Genomic DNA, 22,965 nt, shown 5'->3' with positions numbered 1-22,965 from the left:
GCGAGTCAAAAGGCAAGGCCATCAAGATCACCCTCAAGCGCAGCGTGATCGGGCGTCGCCAGAGTCAGGTGGACACCGTTAAGGCCCTGGGTCTGCGCCGCATCGGTGATAGCCGTGAAGTCAATGACAATCCTGCCCTGCGCGGCATGATCAGAACCGTTCAGCACCTGCTGGAGGTAGAAGAATGAAGCTCCATGACCTGAAGCCCGCCGAGGGCAGCCGCAAGGACCGCAAGCGCGTCGGGCGTGGCCCCGGCGGCACCGACAAGACCGCCGGACGCGGTCACAAGGGCCAGAAGTCGCGCAGCGGCGCGGGCAAGGGACCGTTCTTTGAAGGTGGCCGCAGCACGCTGATCAGCCGCCTGCCCAAGCGCGGTTTTAACAACGTCGGCATCACCCACGAGATCGTCAAGCTCTCGCAGCTCAACGAGATCGAGGGTACCGATACCTTTGACCGCACCGTGCTGGAACTCGTCGGTCTGGTGCGCCGCAAGAATCGTCCGGTCAAACTTCTGGCCGGCGGTGAGGTGACCCGCGCCGTGACCGTGCATGTGGACGCCGCCAGTCAGGCCGCCATCAAGGCCGTGGAAGCAGCGGGCGGCAGCGTCGTGCTGCCCACGCCCAAGCCTGCGGCCCCCAACAAGGAAGACCGCGCCGCTGCCCGCGCAGCCGCAGCCAAGCAGGCCATCTAGCATGCTGCGCGCCTTCCGCGACGCGTTCCGTATCCCGGATCTCCAGCGGAAGATTGTCTTCACCCTGTTGCTGCTGGCGGTGTACCGCCTGGGAAGCACCATTCCTACCCCAGGCGTCAATACCGCCGCGCTGAGCCAGGCCACTTCGGGTGGCCTGTTCGGCTTGATCAGCATGATCTCGGGGGGCAATCTCTCGCAGTTCTCGATCTTCGCGCTGGGGGTGCTGCCGTACATCACGGCCAGCATCGTGATCCAGCTCATGACCACCACCATCCCGGCCCTGGAAAAGCTGTCCAAGGAAGGGGAGGAAGGGCGCAAGAAGATCAACCAGTTCACCCGCTATTCGGCGGTGGCACTGGGCGCAGTTCAGGCGCTGTTCTTCTCACTGTTCGTGACCAGCAACGCGGCGTATGTGGCCGTGGGCTGGACGCCGGGCCTGTTCACGGTGCTGGTAATGGTGCTGACCCAGGTGGCGGGGATCGCCTTTACCATGTGGATCGGCGAGCGCATCACCGAGGTCGGCATCGGCAACGGTATCTCGCTGATCATCACGGTGGGGATCATCTCGGCCTACCCGCGCGAAATCGCGGCGACGGCGCAACTGTTCCGCACCGATCAGGTCCAACTGCTGTCGTTGCTGGCGTTCATTGCCATCATCCTGGTGACGATTGCGGGCATCGTGTACGTGTATCAGGGCGAGCGGCGTGTGCCGGTCACCTACGCGCGTGCGCGGGGCGGTGCACCGACGGCGGCGGCTGGTTCGGCTTCTGCAGCTAAACAGCAGGGCGCGGGGCAGGCCACCTGGCTGCCCATCAAGGTCAACCAAGCTGGGGTGATTCCGGTGATCTTCGCCAGCGCCATGCTGATCATTCCCAACCTGATCGCCAGCGCCACGGCCACCCGCGCGCCGGGCGTGAGCGCGTGGCTCAACTCCAATCTGGTGTTCGGGCAGCCGCTGTACATCCTGCTGGAAGCCACACTGATCTTCGGCTTCACGTACCTGTACAACAGCGTGCAGTTTGATCCCAAGCGGATTGCCGAGCAATTGCGCGAGGCCGGAGGCTTTATTCCCGGCGTCCGGCCCGGCACGCCCACCACCGAGTATCTGGGCAGCATCAGCAGCCGCCTGAGCCTGTGGGGCGCGATCTTCCTGGTGGTTTTGACGGTTATTCCGCAGATCGTTCAGCGCATCACCGGGATCACCACCTTCCAGTTCTCGGGAACGGGCCTGCTGATCATCGTGGGCGTGGCGCTGGAAACCCTCAAGCAACTTGAGGCTCAATTGACGGTGCGCCGCTACGACGGCTTTATCAGCAAGGGCCGCATTCGCGGACGCCTGAACAATTGAAGTCCTGAGACAAAGAAGTGGCCGCCTGCCTGTCCGGGGGCGGCTCTTTGTTTCTTTTTTTCTTTGAGTTTTTCTTTTCTCTGCGTTTTTCCTGTCCCCGTGTTTTTTCTCTCACCTGTTCAGAAATGTGGGTGGGCTGGGCAGGGAAAAGGCAGGTTGCCGAACAGCCGCTAAACTGATGCTCAACTTACGGAGGAACTGAAGTGACTCAACCGAAAAACAAAGTCGTTATTTTTCTGGGGCCACCCGGTGCCGGGAAAGGCACACAGGCCGAGCGTCTGGCCGCCGAGCAGCATCTGGTCAAGATCAGCACCGGCGATATCCTGCGTGATCATGTGGTGCGTGGCACCGAACTGGGTCAGCAGATCAAGCCCATGCTGGACGCGGGCCAACTGGTGCCCGACGATATCCTGATCGCGCTGATCCGGGACCGTCTGGCCGAGATGGAAGGCGTCCGCGTGATCTTTGACGGCTTTCCGCGCACCCGCGCCCAGGCCGAGGCGCTGGACGTTCTGTTAGAGGAACTGGGCGCACCCGTCAACCATGTGCCACTGCTGGAAGTTCCCGACGAGCTGTTGATTGAGCGCATTGTGTCGCGCGGGCGGGATGCGGCAGCCAACGGCGGCACGTCCCGTAGCGACGACACAGAGGCGGTGGCCCGCAAACGTCAGGACGTGTACCGTGAGCAGACCCAGCCCCTTATTGACTACTACGGCGCACGCGGCAACCTGAAGCATGTGGACGGCGTGGGCAGCATGGATGAGGTGTACGGACGCATTCAGGACAGCATGAAGTAGAGCGCAGTAACAGAGGAGGGGCCGGGACGACGATGTCTCCGGCCCTTCTTCTTTGTTCTGAGATTTGAGGTCTGGTGATCTGATGGGCCTGCCGCCTGCACCACTGCGCTAGGCTTGCCCCAGCAACGTGAAGCTGTTACTATTACGTCAGTAACAGAATAAGGAGTTTAAATTTGTCACAGGCATTAACCCCCGAAACCATTCTCTCTCTGGCTCCCGATGCGGGCAGCGCGGCCAATGCACGCAAACTCGCCACACCCGGCAAGTGGCCCAGCCTGAATGACACGGACGGCGTGTTGTGGGGCGAGTGTCAGGGCAGCGGCAAGACTCCGTACCTGACGGCGGTTGACCTGAGTGGTCCGGTGGCAAAATGCTCCTGCCCCAGCCGCAAGTTCCCCTGCAAGCATGGGCTGGCGCTGCTGTTGCTGCACGCCTCGCACGGTTCCGATTTTGGTTCTCAGCCCGCGCCCGAGAGCATTCAGACATGGCTGGCCGGGCGGCAGAACCGGGAGGTGCAGAAGGCAGAAGGCGGACAGCAGAAGGCCGAGAAGGAGGCCGATCCCGCCGCTCAGGCCAAACGCCGCGCCGCCCGCGAGAAGAAGGTGACGGCTGGGCTGGAGGGCTTGCACCTGTTCCTCAACGATCTGGTGCGTGATGGATTGGCCACGGCGTCTTCCCGCCCGTATAGCGACTGGGACACGCAGGCGGCGCGGTTGATGGACGCTCAGGCTGCGGGTGCGGCGCGGCGGGTGGCCCACATTCCCGAATTGCTGGGTGATCCCGCCGCTCTGCTGGCGCACCTGGGCGAACTGGCGCTGCTGGCTGAGGGCTGGACGAACCGCGAGGGCCTAGTCGAGAATGAACTGGCGGACCTGCGCTCTGCCCTGGGTTTTCCGCTGGACGCCGCGGGCTTGCTGGAAACGGAGGGGATTCGGTCGCGCTGGAACGTGCTGGGGCAGGCGCTGATTCAGGAAGAGACGCTGACCGTGCGCCGCCAGTGGCTCCAGAACAGCGATCAGACCGCCCTGCTGCTGGATTTCGCTCCGGCGGGCCGTCCGCTGCCGCCCGGCCTGCCGATGGGTCAGAGCGTGGAGGCCGAGCTGGTCCTTGCCCCCTCTGCTTTTGCTCAGCGGGCCGTGCTGAAGGGCGAGGCACGCGGGAGCGGCCCACTGACCGACTTGCCACCGCCTCTGACACTCACGGCAATGCTGTCTGCCCACGCCGACGCGCTGGCCCGCAATCCCTGGCTGGAGCGTGCGGCTTATCTGCTGGGGCCGGTGCGGGTGCTGCCGGGTGAGCCGTGGTCTGTGGTGGATGAAACCGGTGGTGGACTGCCACTGACGGAAGACGTGCGCCCGCTGCTGAGGCTGCTGGCCGAAAGTGCAGGCGAAGCAGTGTCCGTGTTTGGCGAGTGGGACGGCGCGGCCTTTGCTGCCCTAAATTTCTGGACAGGTACGCCAGGGGGGCGGAGATGAGCGACTTGAAGACGCTGCTGGCAACGGCGCTGGTGGGAATGTCACGCGCCGCTCTGCCTCCGCACGTCGATACACCGCTGGCTGATGCCCTGAGCCGCGTGACAAGAGATGATGCGGAATCCACTCTGCTGGCCCGCGCTGCGCTGGTGGGACTGGCAGCCCGCGCGGGGCAACTGCCTCTGCCGTCGGCCCCGCCCCCTGAGCCTGCCCCCGCTGAACTTCGGCCCGAAGCCCCTGCCCGCGTGACCCGGCACCTGATCTCCGTGCTGAATACGGCCATGCTGCCCGAGTGGCTGAGCCTCTGCGGCGCGGCGGGCTGGCGCGTCCCACATGCTGACTTGCCCGATCTGCTGGACTGGGGGAGCCACGTGAATGAGGAACTGCGCGCCACGCTGCGCCCGGTGCTGGGCGAACGCGGGCGCTGGCTGGCCGGGTTTTCCTCCGACTGGCGCTGGCTGCTTGGCCTGAAAAGCGGTGATGTGACGGTGGACGGCCCGGAATGGGAGGGCGCCACCAAGGCGGGCCGGGAGGCGCTGTTCCGTGCCCTGCGAGACGCCGATTCTGCCGCCTCCCGCGCATTCCTGACCGTTCATTTCAAGGTTGAGAAGGCGGGCGTTCGCAAGCGGCTGCTGGATGTGCTGGCCCAGACCTGGGAGGCAGGGGACGCCGAACTCGAACCCCTGCTGGAAGAAACGCTGTCTGACCGCAGCGAGGACGTGCGCGCTCAGGTCCGCCGTCTGCTTCAGGGGTTGCCCAGCAGCGCCTATAACGCCCGGATGGCAGACCGCGCGAAAGCCATGCTGGGACAGGAAAAGGTGGGGTTCCTGGGCAGATTGCGGGGTCAGGTCAACTTTACCCTCGCCCTGCCGGAGGTGCCCGACGCGGACCTGAAACGCGATGGTCTGGAGCCTGTCCAGCACCCCGCTGAACGCCTGCGCCACCTGCTGAACGCTGTACATCCAGGGGCATTGATGACTGCGCTTGAGCTGAAGCCCGCCGGGCTGGTGGGTCTGGCGGCGCAATTCGAGGCCACCGATGAGCTGGTGCGGGCCATTTTCTCTTCGGCAGCCCAGCCGATTGAGCCGGCATTCTCGGAACTGGCCGAACTGTTGCTGCCCCGCCTGAAGGGCAGTTTCACGCACTGGCGGGCGGACCTGCTGGCCCTGGTTCCAGCGCCGCGCCGCGAGGCCGAACTGCAAGCGGCGCTGCGGGGCCATGATTCGCAGCTTACGCTGACCCTGTTGCGGGGCCTGCCGACGCCGTGGCCTGCTGACCTTTCCACCGAGGTTTTCAGGCAGCTCAGCCGGGCTATTCGCAAGGCCGAGTCGGCCTTTGCTGCCTACGATAAGAACTCGGACTGGGATTACGCCTGGATCAACGTGCTGGAGCTGGCCCAGACCCGCGCCTCACCCGCTGCCCCGCGCCCCTCCTCCTTGCCTGCCGATGCCCCCGAATACGCCCGCCAGACGCTGGATAACCTGTACGCTGGCCTGGCCCTGCGCGCCCAGATTCACGCCGATTTTGCGGCAGAGAGGTCCCTATGAGGAACAGCTTGTGACCATTCAGCAGACCGTGGACTGGGCCTCTCCCGATGGGCAACTGCTCGTCGCCAGCGTCTACCGCCAGATGCAGCGCCGCATCCTGCGCGGCCCGCTGATCGCCCTGGCCCTGCTGACCATAATCGGCGTGATCTGGGCGGTGTATTACCGCAACATCTTCTTTCTGCTGGCGGCGGCGGCGCTGGGTCTGTTCGTGTGGTGGAACGCCCGCCGCAGCATGGCCCAGGTGCTGCTCACCGCCCGCAACAGCGGCGTGACCGAATTCCGCCTGGATCAGGAGGACAGCACGCTGCACATCGTTAACGCCCAGGGCAGCTTTCGCCTGCCGCTGACCAAGATGGGTGGAGTGACCCGCTATCAGGGAGCGCTGAGCGTGCAGTACGGCGGCAACGCCACCATGATGATTCCCGACGGCCCGGTTCGCACGGCGCTGGAACGCTGAATTTTCCCCCGATCCTCAAGGAGACGTTATGACTGCCACCCAGCCCACCTCTGCCCCAGAAGTCCTGCGCCAGCACGCCGAGCAAGCCTACGCCCACGAACTCTCTGCCCTGGCCGCACAGGACGACAGGCCAAAGCCCCCGCAGTGGAACCTCAGCCCGCACGCCGTGCTGACCTACCTGATGGGCGGCAAATTGAAGGACGGCACAGAAATTACCGCCAAGTATGTGGGCCATCGCCGCCTGATGGAAATCGCGGTGGCTACCCTCGCCACAGACCGCGCCCTGCTGCTGATTGGTGTTCCTGGCACGGCCAAGAGCTGGGTCAGCGAGCATCTGGCCGCCGCGATTTCGGGTGACAGCACGCTGTTGGTGCAGGGAACGGCGGGCACGGGCGAGGAGGCCATTCGCTACGGCTGGAATTATGCCCGCCTGATTGCCGAGGGTCCCAGCGAGGCGGCGCTGGTGGAAAGTCCAATCATGCGCGCCATGCGAACCGGCAAGCTGGCCCGCGTGGAAGAATTGACCCGTGTGCAGAGCGACGTGCAGGACGCCCTGATCACCGTGCTGTCCGAGAAGACCCTGCCCGTGCCGGAGCTGAACACGGAAATTCAGGCCACGCGCGGCTTCAACCTGATCGCCACCGCCAACAACCGGGACCGGGGCGTCAATGACCTGTCCAGCGCCCTCAAGCGCCGCTTCAACACGGTGATTCTGCCTGTCCCCGACAGCCTGGAAGACGAGGTGAAGATCGTCGTGCAGCGCGTGGCGCAACTGGCGAGCAGTCTCCAGATTCCCGCCGCGCCCCCGGCGCTGGAGGAAGTGCGGCGCATCGTGACCATCTTCCGCGAGCTTCGCAGCGGTGTGACCGAGGACGGCAAGACCAAGCTCAAAGCTCCCAGTGGCACGCTGTCCACTGCCGAGGCCATCAGCGTGGTCAACCACGGCCTGAGCCTGGCCGCCCACTTCGGCAACGGCGAACTGAGCGCGGCGGACGTGGCTGCCAGTCTGGTGGGCGCGGTGGTCAAAGACCCCGTGCAGGACGGCGTGGTGTGGCGTGAATACCTGGAAACTGTGGCAAAGAAAAGGGAAGACTGGCGGGATTTGTACAAGGCTTGCCGGGCGGTGAGTTGAGCGTGAGCAAGTTCTCAAAAGGAAGTATTAGTGGACTGAGGTTTAAAGGTGGATAGAATAGAAGCTTTAAATAGAATAAAAATTCTTAGAAATGACAAGAGATCAATTCGCATAATTCATTATTCATGCGAAAGCTTTTATCAGAAAGGCGACAATTTCTCGCCAAGAATTACTTCGATTTGTGTAAAAAATTTTAGTGAGACTCAGACTAAATGTTTTTCTATTGTTGACTTCGCAGAGACTCTGGGTATAAGTGCTAGTCAAATAAACGGCAACTACAACGCCTTAGAAAAAGCCATGCTGGATGACTTTTTTGATTACTTAGGGGTGAATCAAACTAGTAATTGGGTACATTGGAACATGCGCGGATCTGTGTACGGATTTCATGCAATTTATCACAGATACAGGATGTTGCAAGGTTCACCCATAACTCTGGGTGAAAATAGATTATTTGACTTAGCCGAAATGCTGAAATCTATCTATGGAAAAGATTATGCGCCTCATCCCAGACTTGAAAAGCTATGTCAAATAAACGATCTGAGTATGAAGGACTTTTTGGTTGGTGCTGCGGAAGCCGATGCATTTGACCGAGAAAATTTCAATGTTCTCCGCATGTCAACAGCGAGAAAGGTTGACTTGATGTCAGATATCTTAAGACTTGTCTTTGATAGAAAATTAAGAACGAACAACAATATAGTAATGCAAAAGCTGAATGAAATTTCAATACATCCAATTTTAGTTATATCAGGAATTTTAATCACTGTGATAACTGGGGGATACACAATTTTCAAGTGGCTTGTCCCATGAAGTGGCAGGCATGACGAAATCTATCCTCACCCTATTCCCCATCCGGCACCACGGCCCCGGCTCGGCGCGTTCACTGGCGGGGGCGCTGGAACGGCTCCGGCCCGATCTGGTGCTGGTGGAAGGCCCGGCAGATGCCAACCCCGTGCTGCCCTTCCTGGCCCACCCGGACTTCAAGCCGCCCGTGGCGCTGCTGGGCTACGTGAACGACGATCCGGCCCGCGCATCGTTTTGGCCGTTCGCCGTCTTCAGCCCGGAGTTCGTGGCGTTTCAGTGGGCGGCCCGTCTGAATGTTCCCGCCCGCTTTATGGACCTGCCCGCCAGCGCAACACTGGGTTTTGAACGCGAGGAAGAGGCCGAATCTGACCTCCATTCAGACCCCCTGCGCGTGCTGGCCGAGGCTGCCGGATACAGCGACTTTGAGCGCTGGTGGGAAACCCTGGTGGAAGCCAGGGGCGACGGCGGCGACGTATTCGGGGCGGTGCTGGAGGTGATGGCGGCGGTGCGGGCCGACGCGCCAGCCCCGGCGGGCCGCGAGGCCATGCGCGAGGCCCACATGCGACAGACGATTCGCGCCGCGCAGAAGGAAGGATTCCAGAGTATTGCCGTGGTCTGCGGAGCGTGGCACGCGCCCGTGCTGACGGAGCTGGCAGCGTACCCGGTCAAGGAGGATGCGGCGCTGCTCAAGGGCCTGCCCAAGGCCAAGGTCACGCTGACCTGGGTGCCGTGGACGCATGGGCGGCTGTCGATGCACAGTGGCTACGGCGCAGGCGTGCGCTCGCCGGGGTATTACCACCACCTGTTCACCACGCCTGAACACGTCACCGAACGCTGGTTTGCGCGGGCGGCGCGGCTGCTGCGCGGCGAGAAACTGGAGGCCAGCAGCGCCAGCGTGATCGAGGCCACCCGTCTGGCGAATACCCTGGCCGGACTACGGGGCCGCGCCCTCCCCGGCCTGGATGAGCTGAACGAGGCCGCCCTGAGCGTCTTCGGCTGGGACAGCGATTTGCCGTTGCGCCTGATCGAGCGCCAGTTGATCGTGGGCGAGGCATTGGGTGAGGTGCCTTCCGACACGCCCACCGTCCCGCTGGCGCAGGATCTGGCCCGTCAGCAGAAGAAGTTGCGCGTGAAGGTGCAGCCCGAACAACTGGAAATGACCCTGGATCTGCGCCAGGACAACGATCTGGCCCGGAGTGCCCTGTTTCACCGCCTGAATCTGCTGGGCATTCCCTGGGCGCAGGAACGGCACGCGGGCGGGCGCGGCACCTTCAAGGAAGCCTGGGCGCTGGCGTGGCAGCCCGAATTCAGCGTTCGTCTGGTGCAGGCCAGCCGTTACGGTCAGACGGTGGCGGACGCGGCAGGCGCACAGGCCACCGAAACAGCGCGGACAGGTGCGTCCCTGTCTGAATTGACCGCCCTGCTGGAAGCGGTGCGGTACGCCGATTTGCCGGACGCCCTGCCCGCCGCGCTGGACGCCCTGGATGCCCGTGCTGCGGTGGGGGCGGATGTGGCCGACTTACTGTCTGCGCTGGCCCCGCTGGCCCGATTGGCCCGGTACGGCGACGTGCGTGGACGCGACGAGGTGGCAAAAGGCGCAGATGAGGCCCCTGCCCGCGTCTTCCGCACCCTGCTCACGCGCGCCTGTGTGGGCCTGCCCACCGCTGCCATCGGTCTGGCCGAGGATGCTGCTGGAGTGTTGCAACGCGCCGTGGACGCCGGAGACGCCAGCGTGCGCCTGCTGGACGAGGCCGGGGCGCTGGCCGAGTGGCGCGCTGCCTTGCTGCATCTGGCGGATCGCCTGGAGGCCCATCCGCTGCTGGTTGGGGACGCCGTGCGACGGTTGCGCGACAGCGGCGAACTGGATGGCCCGGAGGTGGAGCGCCGCGTCAGCCTCGCTCTGGGTGCTGCGCGCCCCGGCGACGTCACTGCCTGGCTGGACGGTTTCCTGGGCCACAGCGCCGCGCTGCTGCTGCACGACTCCGCGTTGCTGGCCCTGCTGGACGGCTGGCTGGCGGGTCTGGAAGGCGACGCTTTCCAGGAGTCCCTGCCTCTGCTGCGCCGCGTGTTTTCCCGCTACGAGAAGCCCGAACGCCGCGCGCTGGGCGAGGCGGTGCGTGGAGGCGGGCCGAACAGGGGAGAGGCCGTGCTGGAGCTGGACGACGAACGGGCCATGCGTGTGGTGCCGGTGGTGCTGCGGCTGCTGGGGGTGCGCCAGTGAACGCCGCATCCCGCCCGCTGAGCGCGATCGAATGATCCGAGTTCTGGAGGTGGTGCAGTGAGTCACGACTTAATGGTTTTCGATCCTTCTGCACCGCGTTACCGTGCCGAATTTATAGCCTGGTACGAACAGCAGACCCAGTGGAGCGAGGAACACGGGTACAACGACGTTCAGGTCTGTTCAGCCGTGTTGCAGGCGTGGTATGCCGAGATTATCCAGACCTTCCCAGACATGAATGGCATGTCCGACGAGGAGTTCGACGAATCCAGAGCAACGGATTACTCGCTGGGAACGGTAATGGTTTACGCCGCCTTTGCTTGGTCTCAGGCACAGACGGCACACGAGACCGTGACCCGATTGGCACAGAAGCATGGCGTCGGTTTTTTCGATGTCAGCGCCACGGATGGGGTCATCGTCTTTCCAGGCGAGGACGAATGAAGCGATGCTAGCCACTGCGAGAAAACGTGCCGTAACCTTGTTCCTACGCTTTTGTCCAAGCCGCCACATCTATGTCCACCAGGAGCAACCATGACCCTTCCCAATTCATCCGCTACCCCCGAACGCCTGCGCCGCTGGAGACTCGTGCTGGGCGGCGGCGAGGCCGATGGCGTCAGCGGCGAGGGCGGCCAGGACATCGGCCTGTCCATCGAAGACAAACGCATGGACGACGCCCTGAGCGGCCTCTACGACGCCCCCACGGGTTCCCGGCGCGGCGGCCTGGGCGCAAGCGCGCCGAAGGTGGCCCGCTGGCTGGCCGACTTACGCGAATTCTTCCCTGCTGACGTGGTGCGCGTGATGCAGGAGGACGCCATCGAACGCCTGAATCTCACGCAACTCCTCTTCGAGCCGGAAATGCTGGAAAACGTGCAGGCCGACGTGAATCTGGTGGGCACGTTGCTCACGCTCAAGGGCGTGATGCCCGCCAAGGCGAAAGACGCCGCTCGCACCGTGGTCCGCAAGGTGGTGGATGACCTCACGAAGCGTCTGGAAGAACCCACCCGCGCCGCCGTGTCGGGCAGCCTGAACCGTGCCCAGCGCAACTTCCGCCCGCGTGGCCCGGAGATCGACTGGAACGCCACCATCCGCGCCAATCTCAAGTCTTACCTGCCCGAAAAGCGCACAATCATTCCCGAACGGCTGATCGGCTATGGGCGCAAACGCCGCAGCCTGCGCGACATCGTGCTGTGTCTGGATCAGTCGGGCAGCATGGCCAGCAGTGTGGTGTACGCGGGCGTGTTCGGCGCGGTGCTGGCCAGTTTGCCCGCCGTCAGCACCCGCGTGGTGGTCTTCGATACCGAAGTCGCGGACCTCTCCGAGAACCTGAGTGATCCGGTGGACGTGCTGTACGGCATTCAGTTGGGCGGCGGCACGGACATCAACCGCGCCTTGGCCTATTGCCAGGGTGTGATCCAGCGCCCAGAACAGACCATCCTGGTGCTGATCAGCGATCTGTACGAAGGCGGCAACGAGCGCGAGATGCTGGCCCGCGCCCGCACCCTCAAGGATTCGGGCGTGAATATGATCGCCCTGCTAGCCTTGTCGGATGACGGCGCACCCAGCTACGATCACGGCGTGGCGCGGGCCTTCGCGGGCCTGGGCATTCCGTCCTTCGCCTGCACCCCCGATCATTTCCCCGGCCTGATGGCGGCGGCCATGCGCGGCGACGATGTGGCGGCGTGGGCCGGAACGCAGGGCATCGTGACGAGGGGTGGAGCGGCGGGCTGAGAACAAGAGCCTTTCATGTGCCAGGTCTGTGTCCTGAATAGACGAACGCTTGGCCCTGCCTTTCCCTTATGCCTGCACGGGATTGTCATCCTGCCTTGTCTGGCTGCCCACACGCGTGATACCTTTACGTTTGGCTTGTATTGGGCCTGGAGGTTGCGTGGCAAGACGAAGAATGCCGGAACAGCGGGAAAAGAAGAAGAAGGAAGAGTCCGATACCGTACGCGCTGAGGGCGTGGTGACAGAGGCGTTGCCCAACACCACCTTTCGCGTAAAGCTGGATACGGGACACGATCTCCTGGCTTACATCAGCGGAAAGATGCGGATTCACTACATCCGTATCCTGCCTGGTGACCGTGTGGTTCTGGAAATCAGCCCGTACGACACGTCGCGCGGGCGCATCGTCTACCGCCGCTGACCGTCTCAGGGCTGAGGCACACCACAGATTCCCTCTGACAGAAGGTGAGACGGGGGTCGAGCGCTGCTAATGCACAGCAGGCGGCGCGAGGAGGAAGCATGAAAGTTCGCAGCAGTGTCAAGAAAATGTGCGACGGCTGCAAGGTGATCCGCCGTCACGGACGGGTGCTGATCATTTGCAGCAAGGAAGTCAAGCACAAGCAGAGGCAAGGTTAATGGCCCGCGTTGCAGGCGTCGATCTGCCCCGCGAAAAGCGCATTGAAATCGCGCTGACCTACATCTACGGCATTGGCCTGACCCGCAGCAAGGAAGTCCTGGCGCGTACCGGAATCAACCCCGACACCCGCGTCAAGAACCTCTCGGAAGCGGACCAGTCCACCCTGCGTGAAGCCGTGGAAAAGACCTACAAGGTTGAAGGCGATCTGCGCTCCGAAGTCGGTCAGAACATCAAGCGTCTGATGGACATCGGTGCGTACCGTGGCCTGCGCCACCGCCGTGGGCTGCCCGTGCGCGGTCAGCGCACCAAGACCAACGCCCGCACCCGCAAGGGACCGCGCAAGACTGTGGCTGGTAAGAAAAAGGCCGCGAGGAAGTAAGCCATGGCGAAATCTACCAAGGGCAAGACCCCGCGCCGCGCCCGGCGCAACATCAGCGCTGGCCGCGCCTACGTGCATGCCAGCTACAACAACACGATTGTCACCATCACCGATCTGGACGGCAACTCTGTCGCCTGGAGCAGTGGCGGGACCATCGGCTACAAGGGCAGCAAGAAAGGCACGCCCTACGCCGCCCAGCTCGCCGCCGCCGACGCCGTGAAGAAGGCCCAACAGACCTTCGGCATGAACATCGTCGACGTGGTGGTGCGGGGCAGCGGCTCAGGCCGCGAACAGGCCATCCGCGCCATTCAGGCCAGCGGCATTGAAGTGAAGTCCATCATGGACGACACCCCCGTGCCTCACAACGGCTGCCGCCCCAAGAAAAAGTTTCGCGCTTAGTGTTTTTTAGAAGAGTGCTGAACTAGAGTTTTCGCGCGCGCCCACCTGTCCCGCCGCCGCTGTTTCCTTTTGGGGGAATGAAAGCTGCAACCACCAGCAATGGCGGCGGGTAAACAGAGGGCCGCAGACCCGGCAGGGCACCGTTCCTGACCGCACCAAGGAGATCAATCAATGGGTCGTTACCGTGGATCAATTACTAAACTGAGTCGCCGTGAGGGCATCAACCTCGCGGAAACAGAGAAAGTCCAGAAATATTTGGACAAGCGCCCCTACCCGCCGGGCCAGCACGGCCAGCGCCGTGGCCGTGGTCGCCCCAGCGATTACAGCGTGCGTCTGCGTGAAAAACAGAAGCTGTCGCGTCTGTACGGCATGGGCGAAAAGCAGTTCCGCAACCTCTTTACCGAAGCCTCCGAAGTTCCCGGCGTCACCGGCACCGTGTTCCTGCAATTGCTGGAACGCCGCCTGGACAACGTCGTGTTCCGCATGGGCTTTGCCAGCACCCGCCGTCAGGCCCGGCAGTTTGTCGGCCACGGTCACATTCTCGTGAACGGCCAGAAGGTCGACGTCCCGAGCTACCGCGTCAAGATCGGCGATGAAATCGTCGTGGCCGAAGGCAGCCGCTCGATGGGCTTTATCCAGGAAAACATGGAAGCGCAGAAGCGCCGCCGCGTGGCCCCCTGGGTCGAACTGAACCCCGAAACCTTCACCGGCACCTTCGCCCGCCTCCCGGCGCGTGAAGACCTGGCGCTGCCGATCAACGAGAACTTCATCATCGAGTACTACTCGCGTTAACGGAGGACCCATGGATCAAAAGCGCCCTCAACTCAAAGCCCGCGTGGACGGCGATTACGGCGAATTCGTCCTGGAACCGCTCACGCGCGGTTACGGCGTCACCATCGGGAACCCCATCCGGCGCATCCTGATGTCCTCGATCCCCGGCACGGCTGTCACCAGCGTGTATATCGAAGACGTGCTGCACGAATTTTCCACCATTCCCGGAGTGAAAGAGGACGTCATTCAGATGATCCTCAACCTCAAGGAACTGGTCGTGAAATTCCACGCTCCCGGTCCCAAAACCCTGACCCTGCGCGCGCAGGGCGAGGGTGTCGTCAAGGCCAGCGCCTTCGAGGTACCCAGCGACGCCGAGATCGTCAACCCCGATCTGGTGATCGCCACTTTGGCTGAAGACGGCAAGCTGGTCATGGAAGTGCGCGTGGAAGAAGGCGAGGGCTATGTTCCCGCTGAAAAGCACGCCACCAAGGACCGCATCAACTCCATTCCGGTGGACGCGGTGTTCTCCCCGGTGCGCCGGGTGGCCTACCACGTCGAGAACACCCGCGTGGGACAGCAGACCGACTTGGACCGCTTGATCCTGCGCGTCTGGACCGATGGCAGCACTGGCCCGCAGGACACCCTGGACAAGGCGGTGGAGATTCTGCGTGAAGAGCTGAACGTGTTCGGCAACGTGGAAAACCTGCCTGCCCTGACCCCGGAGTTCACCCAGCAGCCGGTGTACACCCCCAGCGCCCCCGTCATGCCACAGACCGGCGTGTACGATCTGCCCCCCACCAGCCCCACGACGTTGAATCTGAACCCCGGCGATTACCCTGCCGAGATGGATTCGCCGCGTGTCACGCTGGAAGGGCTGGGTCTGACCACCCGCGTGCTGCATTCCCTCAAGGAAGAAGGCATCGACAGCGTGGACGCGTTGTGCGCTCTGAGTGACCGTGACCTGAAGAAGGTTCCCGGCATCGGCGAGCGCAGCCTGGATGAGATCAAGCAGCAATTGGCCCAGTTTGGGCTTGCTCTGCGCGACTAAACCACTTTCCGGCCCTGTACTCTGGGGCCGCGTTTTGAAGGAGAACACCCATGCGCCACGGTAAAGCCGGACGCAAGCTCAACCGCAACAGCAGTGCCCGCACCGCCCTGGCCCGTGCCCAGGCGACGGCGCTGCTGCGCGAGGGCCGCATCCAGACGACCCTCACGAAGGCCAAAGAGCTGCGCCCCTACGTTGAGAAACTGATCACCACCGCCAAGGGCGGCGACCTGCACGCCCGCCGTCTGGTGGCCCGCGACATCCACGATAACGACGTTGTCCGCAAGATGATGGATGAAGTGGCCCCCAAGTACGCCGAGCGTCCCGGCGGCTACACCCGCATCCTTCGCATCGGCACCCGCCGGGGCGACGGCGTGACGATGGCCCTGATCGAACTGGTCTGAGCTAGATCTTTTTTGAATGCCCTCTGCCTTGTGCGGGGGGTTTTTGCTGTGGGGTATTTTGATCCTGCCAGCGGACCCAAGAGATGTTCAATCTCACGGTCTCTGTTGCACCTGCTACCCTTTGCCCCATGACCCCCACCCTGATCATCGTGCCTGGATTGGGCGACAGCGGGCCACAGCACTGGCAGACGCTGTGGCAGCACAAATTCGGTGCCGAACGCGTGCGCCAGGACGATCCCGAAAATCCCCTGCCGGAAGTTTGGGCCGCCCGTTTGCATGAAGTGATCGAGGCCACACCGGGGCAACTGGTGCTGGTGGCCCACTCGGCGGGCGTGGCGACGGTGGCTCATTGGGCGCGGCTTTCCGGTGGTGAGGAGATGCAGAGAGTGCGCGGCGCGTTGCTGGTGGCTCCCGCCGATCCAGAACAGTCGGGCATGGCCGAGTTGCATCCCCAGCTTCTGGCCCTGGCCCCCTTGCCTGTGGATGTATGGCCCTTTCCTGCGCTGCTGGTCTATAGCGAGAACGATCCGTATTGCACGCCCCAACGTGCCGAGGCGATGGCCGAAGCCTGGGGTGCGGCTGCGGTTTCGGCGGGCGAGGCCGGGCATATCAATGCCGAGAGCGGGCATGGGGAATGGCCAGACGGAGAAATCCTGCTCAGTGAGGTGCTGCATGCCTGGACGCCGCCAGATGTGGTGCGTTTTTGAAGTAGTTCGTAGGCCATCCAGTACAGCAAAACAGCAAAAAAGCCACCCCATCGTACGGGTGGCCTTTCTTTGAATTCGGGGCTTAGCTGGCGCTAACGGTACTGCTGTCGTTGCTGGCGGCAGCCGTGCCAATATGCTTGTCCAGCAGAGTCTCAAAGGCCCGCTTGGGCTGCGCGCCCACCACGCCTTCCACGGGCTGGCCGTCCTTGAACAGGATCAGCGTGGGGATGCTCATCACGCGGAACTGGCCCTGGGTCACGGGGTTCTCATCCACGTTGACCTTGCCGATCTTGACGCGGCCCTCGTACTGTCCGGCCAGTTCCTCGATCACGGGGGCAATGATGCGGCAGGGGCCACACCAGGGTGCCCAGAAGTCCACCAGGGTCAATCCGCTGGCAATTTCGTCGCTAAAGTTAGTGTCTGTGAGTTCCAAAGGCTTCATGGGGACAACTATACGCCCCGTGCCTCGCGCGTGGATTGGGCGGGCATGGGCACGAGCTTAGGCGTCATTCATGCGTGGTGGGGGCGGTTGCAATGTGGGCGGGGTAGGGTGGGGCAATGTTCAGCACTGCCGATCAGCAGACCTTCAGGAAAGGTGCGGCCCTGTTCAACTTGGGCCAGTGGTGGGAAGCGCATGAAGCCTGGGAGGAGCTGTGGCTGGAGGCGACGGGCCAGGAACGCGCCTTTCTGCAAGCGCTGATCCTGCTGGCGGCGGCCCTGCACAAGCGCTGGCACCACGGCAGCCTGACCGGGCGCAACTTTCACAAGGCCGTCAAATATCTGGATGCCCTGCCGGACGAATACGGCGGTGTGGATCTGGTCCGGCTACGGGCAGAGGTCTGGGAGGCGCTGCACATGCCGGATGTGTTTCCCCAGGTTCCCCCCAGCGGGTGAACGCTCTGTCTGCCTCCCGTCCGCTATCCTGCCGGGATGCCCCAGCGATCTGCCGGGGTAGAGAATTTAAAGGATCGGGAGACAGATTTTATGGATATGAACGCACCACGGATTGCACTTTTTATTGACGGGGCCAATGTCTACTCGGCGGCCAAGCGGCTGGGCTGGAACTTCGATCACCGCAAGATACTGGACCACTTTGCCGCGCAGGGCACCCTCTACAACGCCTTTTACTACACCGCTGTGCCCCTGCCCATCGACGACAAGCAGCGCCGTTTCACCGATGCGCTGACCTACATGGGCTACACCGTCCGCACCCGCCCCCTGCGCGAGAGTACCGACGAGAACGGCGACACCTCCCGCCGCGCCAGCCTGGACATCGAGATCGTCACGGACCTGCTGACCACCACCAATCTGTACGACACCGCCGTGCTGCTGACTGGTGACGGCGATTTCGAGCGCCCGGTGGAGGTGCTGCGGGCACGGGGCAAACGCGTGATCGTCGCCAGCATCCCCGAGATGACCAGTTACGAGCTGCGCAACGCCGCCGACCTGTACGTGGACCTGGGTGACCTGCGTGCCCAGATCGAGCGCCCTGGCTACCGTCTGCCCAGCGACGGGCGGGGGGAACAGCGCAGCCCGGACACGAAGGCGGCGGAGGGGCGTCCCTTCTACATGACCGCCGCGCTGGCCGAAAACGATGAGCGCTGAAGCCGGGGCAGCGGCGGGCAGTCTGCCCATCGCGCTGGATGCGGCGGGCGGGGACCACGGCGCGGTGCCCAATGTGGAGGGTGCGATTCTGGCGGCGCGGGCGGGGGTATCGGTGCTGCTGGTGGGTGAGCGGGTGGCCCTGCACGCCGAACTGGGCAAGTTTCCGGGCAGCGCATCCCTGCCACTGGAGATCGTGGACGCCAGCGACGTGATCGGCATGGACGAACACGCCAGCGATGTTCGCAGCCGCACCGGGGCCAGCATCAACATCTGCACCCGACTGGTCAAGGAGGGCCGGGCCGCCGCCGCCGTCAGCATGGGCCACAGCGGCGCGACGATGGCCTCGGCGCTGCTGACCTTCGGGCGCATCAAGGGGGTGGAACGCCCGGCCATCCTGACCCACCTGCCCGCGCGCGGCGGCATGACCACGTTGCTGGATGCCGGGGCCAACGCGGACGTAAAGGCCAGCTACTACGCGCAGTGGGCACGGCTGGCCACCGTGTACCTGAAGGTGCTGGAGGATCAGGACAACCCCACCGTGGGCCTGCTCTCGATTGGCGAGGAAGACCACAAGGGCAGTGCGCTGGTCATCGAGGCCCATGCCCTGCTGCGCGCTCTGCATGGTAAAGGCATCAACTTTCACGGCAACGTGGAGGGCCGCGACATCTTCCTGGGGACCACCGATATCGTCGTGACCGACGGCTTTACCGGCAACGTGGTCCTCAAGCTGGCAGAAGGCGAGGCCAGGGTGATGTTCGGCTGGATCCGCGACGCTCTGAACAGCGGCCTGAAAAGCAAGCTGGGCGGCCTGCTGGTGCGCGGATCGTTGCGCGGGCTGGCTGACCGGATGGACCCCAGCACCTACGGGGCCAGCATCCTGATCGGGGTGAAGGGACTGGCCTTCATCGGGCATGGGGGGGCCAATGCCACCGCCGTCAAGAACGCGCTGCTGCGTGCCGCCCGCGCCCACGAGGGCAGGCTGCTGCCGCGCCTGGAAGTGGCCTTCGGGGAGGGGGCCGCGCCACTGACCGGAACCGAGGGGTAGGGGAGAGACACAGCTTCAGAAAACCGCGCCCTGGCCCCATTCAGCGCGCGTTTTTCCTTTCCCGCTTCGCCCGCGCCGCGCTGGACCATAAGGAGTTCGCCTAGCCACACTGCCTTCCCGGTCCTGCCGAGCCGCTATCCTGCGGGCATTCACCAGCACGACACAAGGGGGACAGGCGCATGAAATATGAGCCAGGCGAGAGCTTTTTTGACGAGATGTTTGCGGCGGACGGGCAGGTGCGTCCGCACTATCAGGGCTTGCAGGAATATATCGATTCTCTGGGTGTCACTGAATTTCAGCGGCGGCACGGCATGCTGGATCTGGCCTTCCGCAACCAGGGCATCACCTTCACCGTCTACGGCGACTCCAAGGGCACCGAGCGGACGTTTCCCTTCGATCCGGTCCCGCGCGTTATCCCGGCCTCCGAGTGGGCGCATCTCGAAGCGGGGCTGACCCAGCGCGTCAAGGCGCTCAACCTCTTCCTGAACGACATTTACGGCGACGCACAGATTCTCAACGACAACGTCGTTCCCAGTGAACTGGTCTACACCTCGGCCCATTTCCGGCGCGAGGTCCACGGCGTCACGCCGCCCGGCGGCATCTATACCCACATTGTCGGCAGTGACCTGATCCGCGACGAGAGGGGCGAGTATCTGGTGCTGGAGGACAACCTACGCTCGCCCAGCGGCGTGTCGTACCTGCTGTCCAACCGAGATGCCATGCGGCGCATCTATCCCAAGATGTTCGAGGGCCAGGGCGTGCGCTCGGTGCAGCATTACGCCACCTCGCTGCTCTCGCTACTGCAATCGGTCAGCCCGCGCGACAATGGCACGGTCGTTGTTTTAACCCCCGGCATGTACAACAGCGCGTACTTTGAACATGCTTATCTGGCGCAGCAGATGGGCGTGGAACTCGTCGAGGGCCGGGACCTGTTCGTGGACGCGGGCCGGGTCTGGATGCGGACCACCGGCGGGCGGCAGCAGGTGGACGTGATCTACCGCCGCATCGACGACGACTTCATCGATCCGCTGGCCTTCCGCCGCGACAGTGCGCTGGGCGTGGCCGGGCTGATCGAGGTCTACCGCCAGGGCCGCGTGGCCATCGCCAACGCCGTGGGGACCGGGGTGGCCGACGACAAGGCCGTCTACGCCTACGTGCCCGATATGATCAAGTATTACCTGAACGAGGAACCGCTGCTGAACAACGTTCCCACCTTCCTGGGCAGCGAGCCGGATCACCTGGAACACATCCTGGCCAATGCCGCCAACATGGTGATCAAGGCCGTGGGCGAGGCGGGCGGCTACGGCATGCTGATCGGCCCCGCGTCTACTGAGGAGGAAGTGGCGGAATTTCTGGTCAAGGTCAAGGACAATCCGCGCGACTTTATCGGGCAGCCGGTGGTGGGCCTGTCGCGCCACCCGACGTTCTACCCTGACAGCGCCGAATTCGAGGGCGCGCACATCGACCTGCGTCCCTACATCCTGTGCGGCAAGGACGAGGTGACCATCGTGCCGGGCGGCCTGACCCGCGTGGCGCTGCGGCGCGGCAGTCTGGTGGTCAATTCCTCGCAGGGCGGCGGCAGCAAGGACACCTGGGTGCTGGACCACGACGGCCCGGTGACGCCGCAGAGCCAGAACCAGATGATGCATGGCGACGGCCAGAGCCAGTCTCAATCTCAAGGTCAGTCCGGTGGCGGTTCGCAATCCCAGACCCAGTCGCAGTCTCAGCCCCAGCCCGAGAGTTCGCCGGGAGGGCATTCGTATCAGCAGGAACTGGAGAAAGACGTTCTTGAGGACGCCGCTCTGGACGGCTCTGTGTTAGAAAATACCGCGCCGGAAAACTCAGCCGGGGAGGACAAATAATGCTGCTCTTATCCCGACTGGCCGAGAACCTGTTCTGGATCGGGCGTTACGTGGAGCGCGCCGAGAACACCGCCCGCCTGCTGAACGTCAATTATTACGCTGGCCTGGAAATCTCGGGCCGCGCCCGTGAGTACTGGACGCCGCTGCTGGAACTGACGGGGGGCGAGGCGCAACTGCGCGCCAAGTACGGACGCCTGGATGCCCGCAGCGTCAGTTCGTGGATGGCCTTTGACCGTGACAATCCCTCCAGCATCGCCAGCAGTCTGGCCCGCGCCCGCGAGAACGCCCGTGGCCTGCGTGACCGCCTGCCCAGCGAAATGTGGGAATCGCTGAACCGCTCTTACCTGACGCTATGTTTTGAGAATGTAGACGTGCTGGACCGCGACGGCCTGTTCGAATACTGCACCGCCGCGCGTGACGCCTCTCAGTTCTTTTTCGGGATCGCCTTTGCCACCCTGCCGCGCGACGAGGGCTGGTCGTTCATGCGCGCTGGGCAGATGCTGGAACGCGGGGACAATACCCTGCGCGTGCTGCAAAGCCGGTTCAAAGACGCCGACGCTCTGGCCGCACGCGGCGATCCGGCGGGCCGCGCCTTGCAGGACCAGCGCTGGGTCAGCACCCTCAAGGGGGCCAGCGCCAACGAGGCGTACCGCAAGCGCGTGCAGACCGGAATCACACCCATGCGTGTGACCGAATTCCTGCTGCTGGACGAGTATTTTCCGCGCAGCGCACGGTACAGCGCCATGAATCTCAGCGAGGCGCTGGAGCAGATCGACCGCCATCATCCCGGCGCACACCCGGAGATTCTGCGGCTGTCGCGCTGGCTGGTGGCCCGGCTGCAATATGCCCGCGTCCACGACATTATCGAGAAGGAAGATCCGGGCCTCGAGACCCTGGTGCAGGACTTCAACCGTGTCGGCGCGGCCATTACCTCGGCTTATTTCGAGGAGGAATGAGGCGGCCTCTGCGGCTGCCTGTCCCCGATTCGTCTGCCCTGCGCCACATTCGCTTTCCCGAGGCATGTCAGACTGCCCGGCAGAACCGCTAGAGGGTTCCCCCACTTATGCGTTGCGAAATCCGGCACACCACCGAGTACCACTACCCCAAGCCCGCCTGGAACTCCTTTAACCAGGTCAGGCTGCATCCTTCCAATGAGACGCGCCAGAGCGTGCGGCTGTTTCACCTGAACGTGACCCCTGACGCCGAGATCACCTCGCACAAGGATTACTTCGGGGCCATTGTCCACCACGTTCACGTCCACGAACACCACCGCCATCTGCTGATCGAGGCGCAGGCGATTGTGGACACGCACGCCGTCACGCTGCCCATTTCCACACCATTCAGCGAACTGCGGCCCGAGCGTGGGCGCAACTCCGAATTTCTGGTCCCCAGCCCGCGTGTTCCCAGCGGCAGATGGCCCGAGTTGTTCGGCGTGGCCCGCCCTGGCCCCGACGACGACCTGCCCGGATTTTTACTGGAACTGACCAGTCACCTGCGCCGCCGCTTTACCTATGATCCGGGGGCCACCGATGTGCGGACCCCGCTGGCCGAGTTCGCGCAGACTGGGCATGGCGTGTGCCAGGACTTTACGCATGCCATGTTGGGCATCACCCGGCAACTGGGAATTCCGGCCCGTTATGTCAGCGGCTACCTCTACAGCGGCGGCGAGATGCGCGGCGCGGAGGCCACCCACGCCTGGGTGGAGTGCCTAATTCCCGGTTACGGCTGGTTGGGCTATGATCCCACCAACGACTGTCTGGCGCTGGAAAAACACATCAAGATCGGCCACGGGCGCGAATACAGCGACGTCTCTCCGGTGCGCGGGACCTATTTTGGCGGCGGCCAGGGCATGTTGGAAGTGGCGGTACATGTTTACGCGGATCAGTAGAGCGGATCAGCAGATTAGTAAAGAGACGGAAAACGAAT

27 protein-coding genes are annotated in these 22,965 nt (G+C 63.4%); 26 read left to right on the top strand and 1 reads right to left on the bottom strand.

Annotated elements, in window-relative coordinates; genetic code table 11:
- Window positions 1-20: 20 nt before the first annotated feature.
- From rpmD to DAAJ005_RS10785, 20 genes are all read left to right on the top strand, one after another.
- On the top strand, window positions 21-188 hold the full coding sequence (gene rpmD / locus DAAJ005_RS10880; protein ID WP_029483709.1) for a 50S ribosomal protein L30: 168 nt from the start codon (window positions 21-23) through the stop codon (window positions 186-188).
- A complete protein-coding gene (rplO, locus tag DAAJ005_RS10875; RefSeq protein WP_151847130.1) occupies window positions 185-691 on the top strand; it encodes a 50S ribosomal protein L15 in 507 nt (168 codons plus the stop codon). The genes rpmD and rplO overlap by 4 nt, the downstream gene beginning before the upstream one ends.
- A gap of 1 nt (window position 692) precedes the next feature.
- A complete protein-coding gene (gene secY / locus DAAJ005_RS10870) occupies window positions 693-2,039 on the top strand; it encodes a preprotein translocase subunit SecY (protein WP_151847129.1) in 1,347 nt (448 codons plus the stop codon).
- 203 nt (window positions 2,040-2,242) lie between these two features.
- Window positions 2,243-2,836: an adenylate kinase gene (locus tag DAAJ005_RS10865; protein ID WP_151847128.1), complete on the top strand. Its 594-nt coding sequence runs from the start codon at window positions 2,243-2,245 to the stop codon at window positions 2,834-2,836.
- A 173-nt stretch (window positions 2,837-3,009) separates the two neighbouring features.
- On the top strand, window positions 3,010-4,311 hold the full coding sequence (locus DAAJ005_RS10860) for an SWIM zinc finger domain-containing protein (protein ID WP_226342385.1): 1,302 nt from the start codon (window positions 3,010-3,012) through the stop codon (window positions 4,309-4,311).
- Window positions 4,308-5,855, top strand: a complete 1,548-nt coding sequence (locus DAAJ005_RS10855; RefSeq protein WP_151847127.1) for a DUF5691 domain-containing protein — start codon at window positions 4,308-4,310, stop codon at window positions 5,853-5,855. Before DAAJ005_RS10860 ends, DAAJ005_RS10855 begins: the two co-directional genes overlap by 4 nt.
- Window positions 5,856-5,865: 10 nt before the next feature.
- A complete protein-coding gene (locus tag DAAJ005_RS10850; protein WP_075837055.1) occupies window positions 5,866-6,312 on the top strand; it encodes a hypothetical protein in 447 nt (148 codons plus the stop codon).
- Window positions 6,313-6,340: 28 nt separating this feature from the next.
- Window positions 6,341-7,444, top strand: coding sequence for an AAA family ATPase (locus tag DAAJ005_RS10845; protein ID WP_151847126.1), 1,104 nt, complete (start codon window positions 6,341-6,343; stop codon window positions 7,442-7,444).
- Between the two features lie 48 nt (window positions 7,445-7,492).
- Window positions 7,493-8,251, top strand: a complete 759-nt coding sequence (locus tag DAAJ005_RS10840; protein WP_151847125.1) for a hypothetical protein — start codon at window positions 7,493-7,495, stop codon at window positions 8,249-8,251.
- A 10-nt stretch (window positions 8,252-8,261) separates the two neighbouring features.
- The gene (locus tag DAAJ005_RS10835) at window positions 8,262-10,466 is read left to right on the top strand and encodes a DUF5682 family protein (RefSeq protein WP_151847124.1); all 2,205 of its coding nucleotides are present in this window, start codon (window positions 8,262-8,264) and stop codon (window positions 10,464-10,466) included.
- Window positions 10,467-10,523: 57 nt separating this feature from the next.
- Window positions 10,524-10,904: a hypothetical protein gene (locus DAAJ005_RS10830; RefSeq protein ID WP_151847123.1), complete on the top strand. Its 381-nt coding sequence runs from the start codon at window positions 10,524-10,526 to the stop codon at window positions 10,902-10,904.
- Window positions 10,905-10,994: 90 nt separating this feature from the next.
- The gene (locus DAAJ005_RS10825) at window positions 10,995-12,191 is read left to right on the top strand and encodes a VWA domain-containing protein (protein ID WP_151847122.1); all 1,197 of its coding nucleotides are present in this window, start codon (window positions 10,995-10,997) and stop codon (window positions 12,189-12,191) included.
- A 172-nt stretch (window positions 12,192-12,363) separates the two neighbouring features.
- Window positions 12,364-12,606 carry a translation initiation factor IF-1 gene (infA, locus tag DAAJ005_RS10820; RefSeq protein WP_029483509.1) on the top strand — a complete coding sequence of 81 codons (243 nt, stop codon included), beginning with the start codon at window positions 12,364-12,366 and terminating at the stop codon, window positions 12,604-12,606.
- 98 nt (window positions 12,607-12,704) lie between these two features.
- The gene (gene rpmJ, locus DAAJ005_RS10815; protein WP_029476433.1) at window positions 12,705-12,821 is read left to right on the top strand and encodes a 50S ribosomal protein L36; all 117 of its coding nucleotides are present in this window, start codon (window positions 12,705-12,707) and stop codon (window positions 12,819-12,821) included.
- Complete coding sequence (gene rpsM, locus DAAJ005_RS10810) at window positions 12,821-13,201, top strand: 30S ribosomal protein S13 (protein ID WP_075836856.1); 381 nt, start codon at window positions 12,821-12,823, stop codon at window positions 13,199-13,201. Before rpmJ ends, rpsM begins: the two co-directional genes overlap by 1 nt.
- Window positions 13,202-13,204: 3 nt before the next feature.
- Complete coding sequence (gene rpsK, locus DAAJ005_RS10805; protein WP_029476431.1) at window positions 13,205-13,600, top strand: 30S ribosomal protein S11; 396 nt, start codon at window positions 13,205-13,207, stop codon at window positions 13,598-13,600.
- Window positions 13,601-13,771: 171 nt separating this feature from the next.
- The gene (gene rpsD, locus DAAJ005_RS10800) at window positions 13,772-14,392 is read left to right on the top strand and encodes a 30S ribosomal protein S4 (RefSeq protein WP_029483507.1); all 621 of its coding nucleotides are present in this window, start codon (window positions 13,772-13,774) and stop codon (window positions 14,390-14,392) included.
- Window positions 14,393-14,402: 10 nt separating this feature from the next.
- On the top strand, window positions 14,403-15,419 hold the full coding sequence (locus DAAJ005_RS10795) for a DNA-directed RNA polymerase subunit alpha (protein ID WP_151847121.1): 1,017 nt from the start codon (window positions 14,403-14,405) through the stop codon (window positions 15,417-15,419).
- Between the two features lie 50 nt (window positions 15,420-15,469).
- Window positions 15,470-15,820, top strand: coding sequence for a 50S ribosomal protein L17 (rplQ, locus tag DAAJ005_RS10790; protein ID WP_029476425.1), 351 nt, complete (start codon window positions 15,470-15,472; stop codon window positions 15,818-15,820).
- 128 nt (window positions 15,821-15,948) lie between these two features.
- Complete coding sequence (locus tag DAAJ005_RS10785; RefSeq protein ID WP_151847120.1) at window positions 15,949-16,527, top strand: alpha/beta hydrolase; 579 nt, start codon at window positions 15,949-15,951, stop codon at window positions 16,525-16,527.
- An 82-nt stretch (window positions 16,528-16,609) separates the two neighbouring features.
- Here the strand turns inward: DAAJ005_RS10785 and trxA are convergent, their stop codons facing one another.
- A complete protein-coding gene (gene trxA, locus DAAJ005_RS10780; RefSeq protein WP_151847119.1) occupies window positions 16,610-16,969 on the bottom strand; it encodes a thioredoxin in 360 nt (119 codons plus the stop codon).
- A 116-nt stretch (window positions 16,970-17,085) separates the two neighbouring features.
- Between trxA and DAAJ005_RS10775 the strand changes: the two genes are divergently transcribed.
- From DAAJ005_RS10775 to DAAJ005_RS10750, 6 genes are all read left to right on the top strand, one after another.
- Window positions 17,086-17,421 carry a DUF309 domain-containing protein gene (locus tag DAAJ005_RS10775; RefSeq protein WP_151847118.1) on the top strand — a complete coding sequence of 112 codons (336 nt, stop codon included), beginning with the start codon at window positions 17,086-17,088 and terminating at the stop codon, window positions 17,419-17,421.
- 96 nt (window positions 17,422-17,517) lie between these two features.
- Window positions 17,518-18,132 (top strand): NYN domain-containing protein, encoded by a 615-nt coding sequence (locus DAAJ005_RS10770; RefSeq protein WP_151847117.1) that lies wholly within the window; start codon window positions 17,518-17,520, stop codon window positions 18,130-18,132.
- Window positions 18,122-19,177, top strand: a complete 1,056-nt coding sequence (gene plsX, locus DAAJ005_RS10765) for a phosphate acyltransferase PlsX (protein ID WP_151847116.1) — start codon at window positions 18,122-18,124, stop codon at window positions 19,175-19,177. Before DAAJ005_RS10770 ends, plsX begins: the two co-directional genes overlap by 11 nt.
- A 179-nt stretch (window positions 19,178-19,356) precedes the next feature.
- Entirely contained in the window at window positions 19,357-21,039 is a 1,683-nt protein-coding gene (locus DAAJ005_RS10760) for a circularly permuted type 2 ATP-grasp protein (RefSeq protein WP_151847115.1), read from the top strand.
- Window positions 21,039-21,995, top strand: coding sequence for an alpha-E domain-containing protein (locus DAAJ005_RS10755; RefSeq protein ID WP_192930734.1), 957 nt, complete (start codon window positions 21,039-21,041; stop codon window positions 21,993-21,995). Before DAAJ005_RS10760 ends, DAAJ005_RS10755 begins: the two co-directional genes overlap by 1 nt.
- A 107-nt stretch (window positions 21,996-22,102) precedes the next feature.
- Window positions 22,103-22,927: a transglutaminase family protein gene (locus DAAJ005_RS10750; protein WP_151847114.1), complete on the top strand. Its 825-nt coding sequence runs from the start codon at window positions 22,103-22,105 to the stop codon at window positions 22,925-22,927.
- The last annotated feature ends 38 nt before the right edge of the window (window positions 22,928-22,965 follow it).

The sequence above is a fragment of the Deinococcus sp. AJ005 genome (assembly GCF_009017495.1).
GTDB lineage: Bacteria > Deinococcota > Deinococci > Deinococcales > Deinococcaceae > Deinococcus.
Note: the sequence above shows the minus strand (reverse complement) of the source record. Positions and strands in the feature narration are given on the sequence as shown.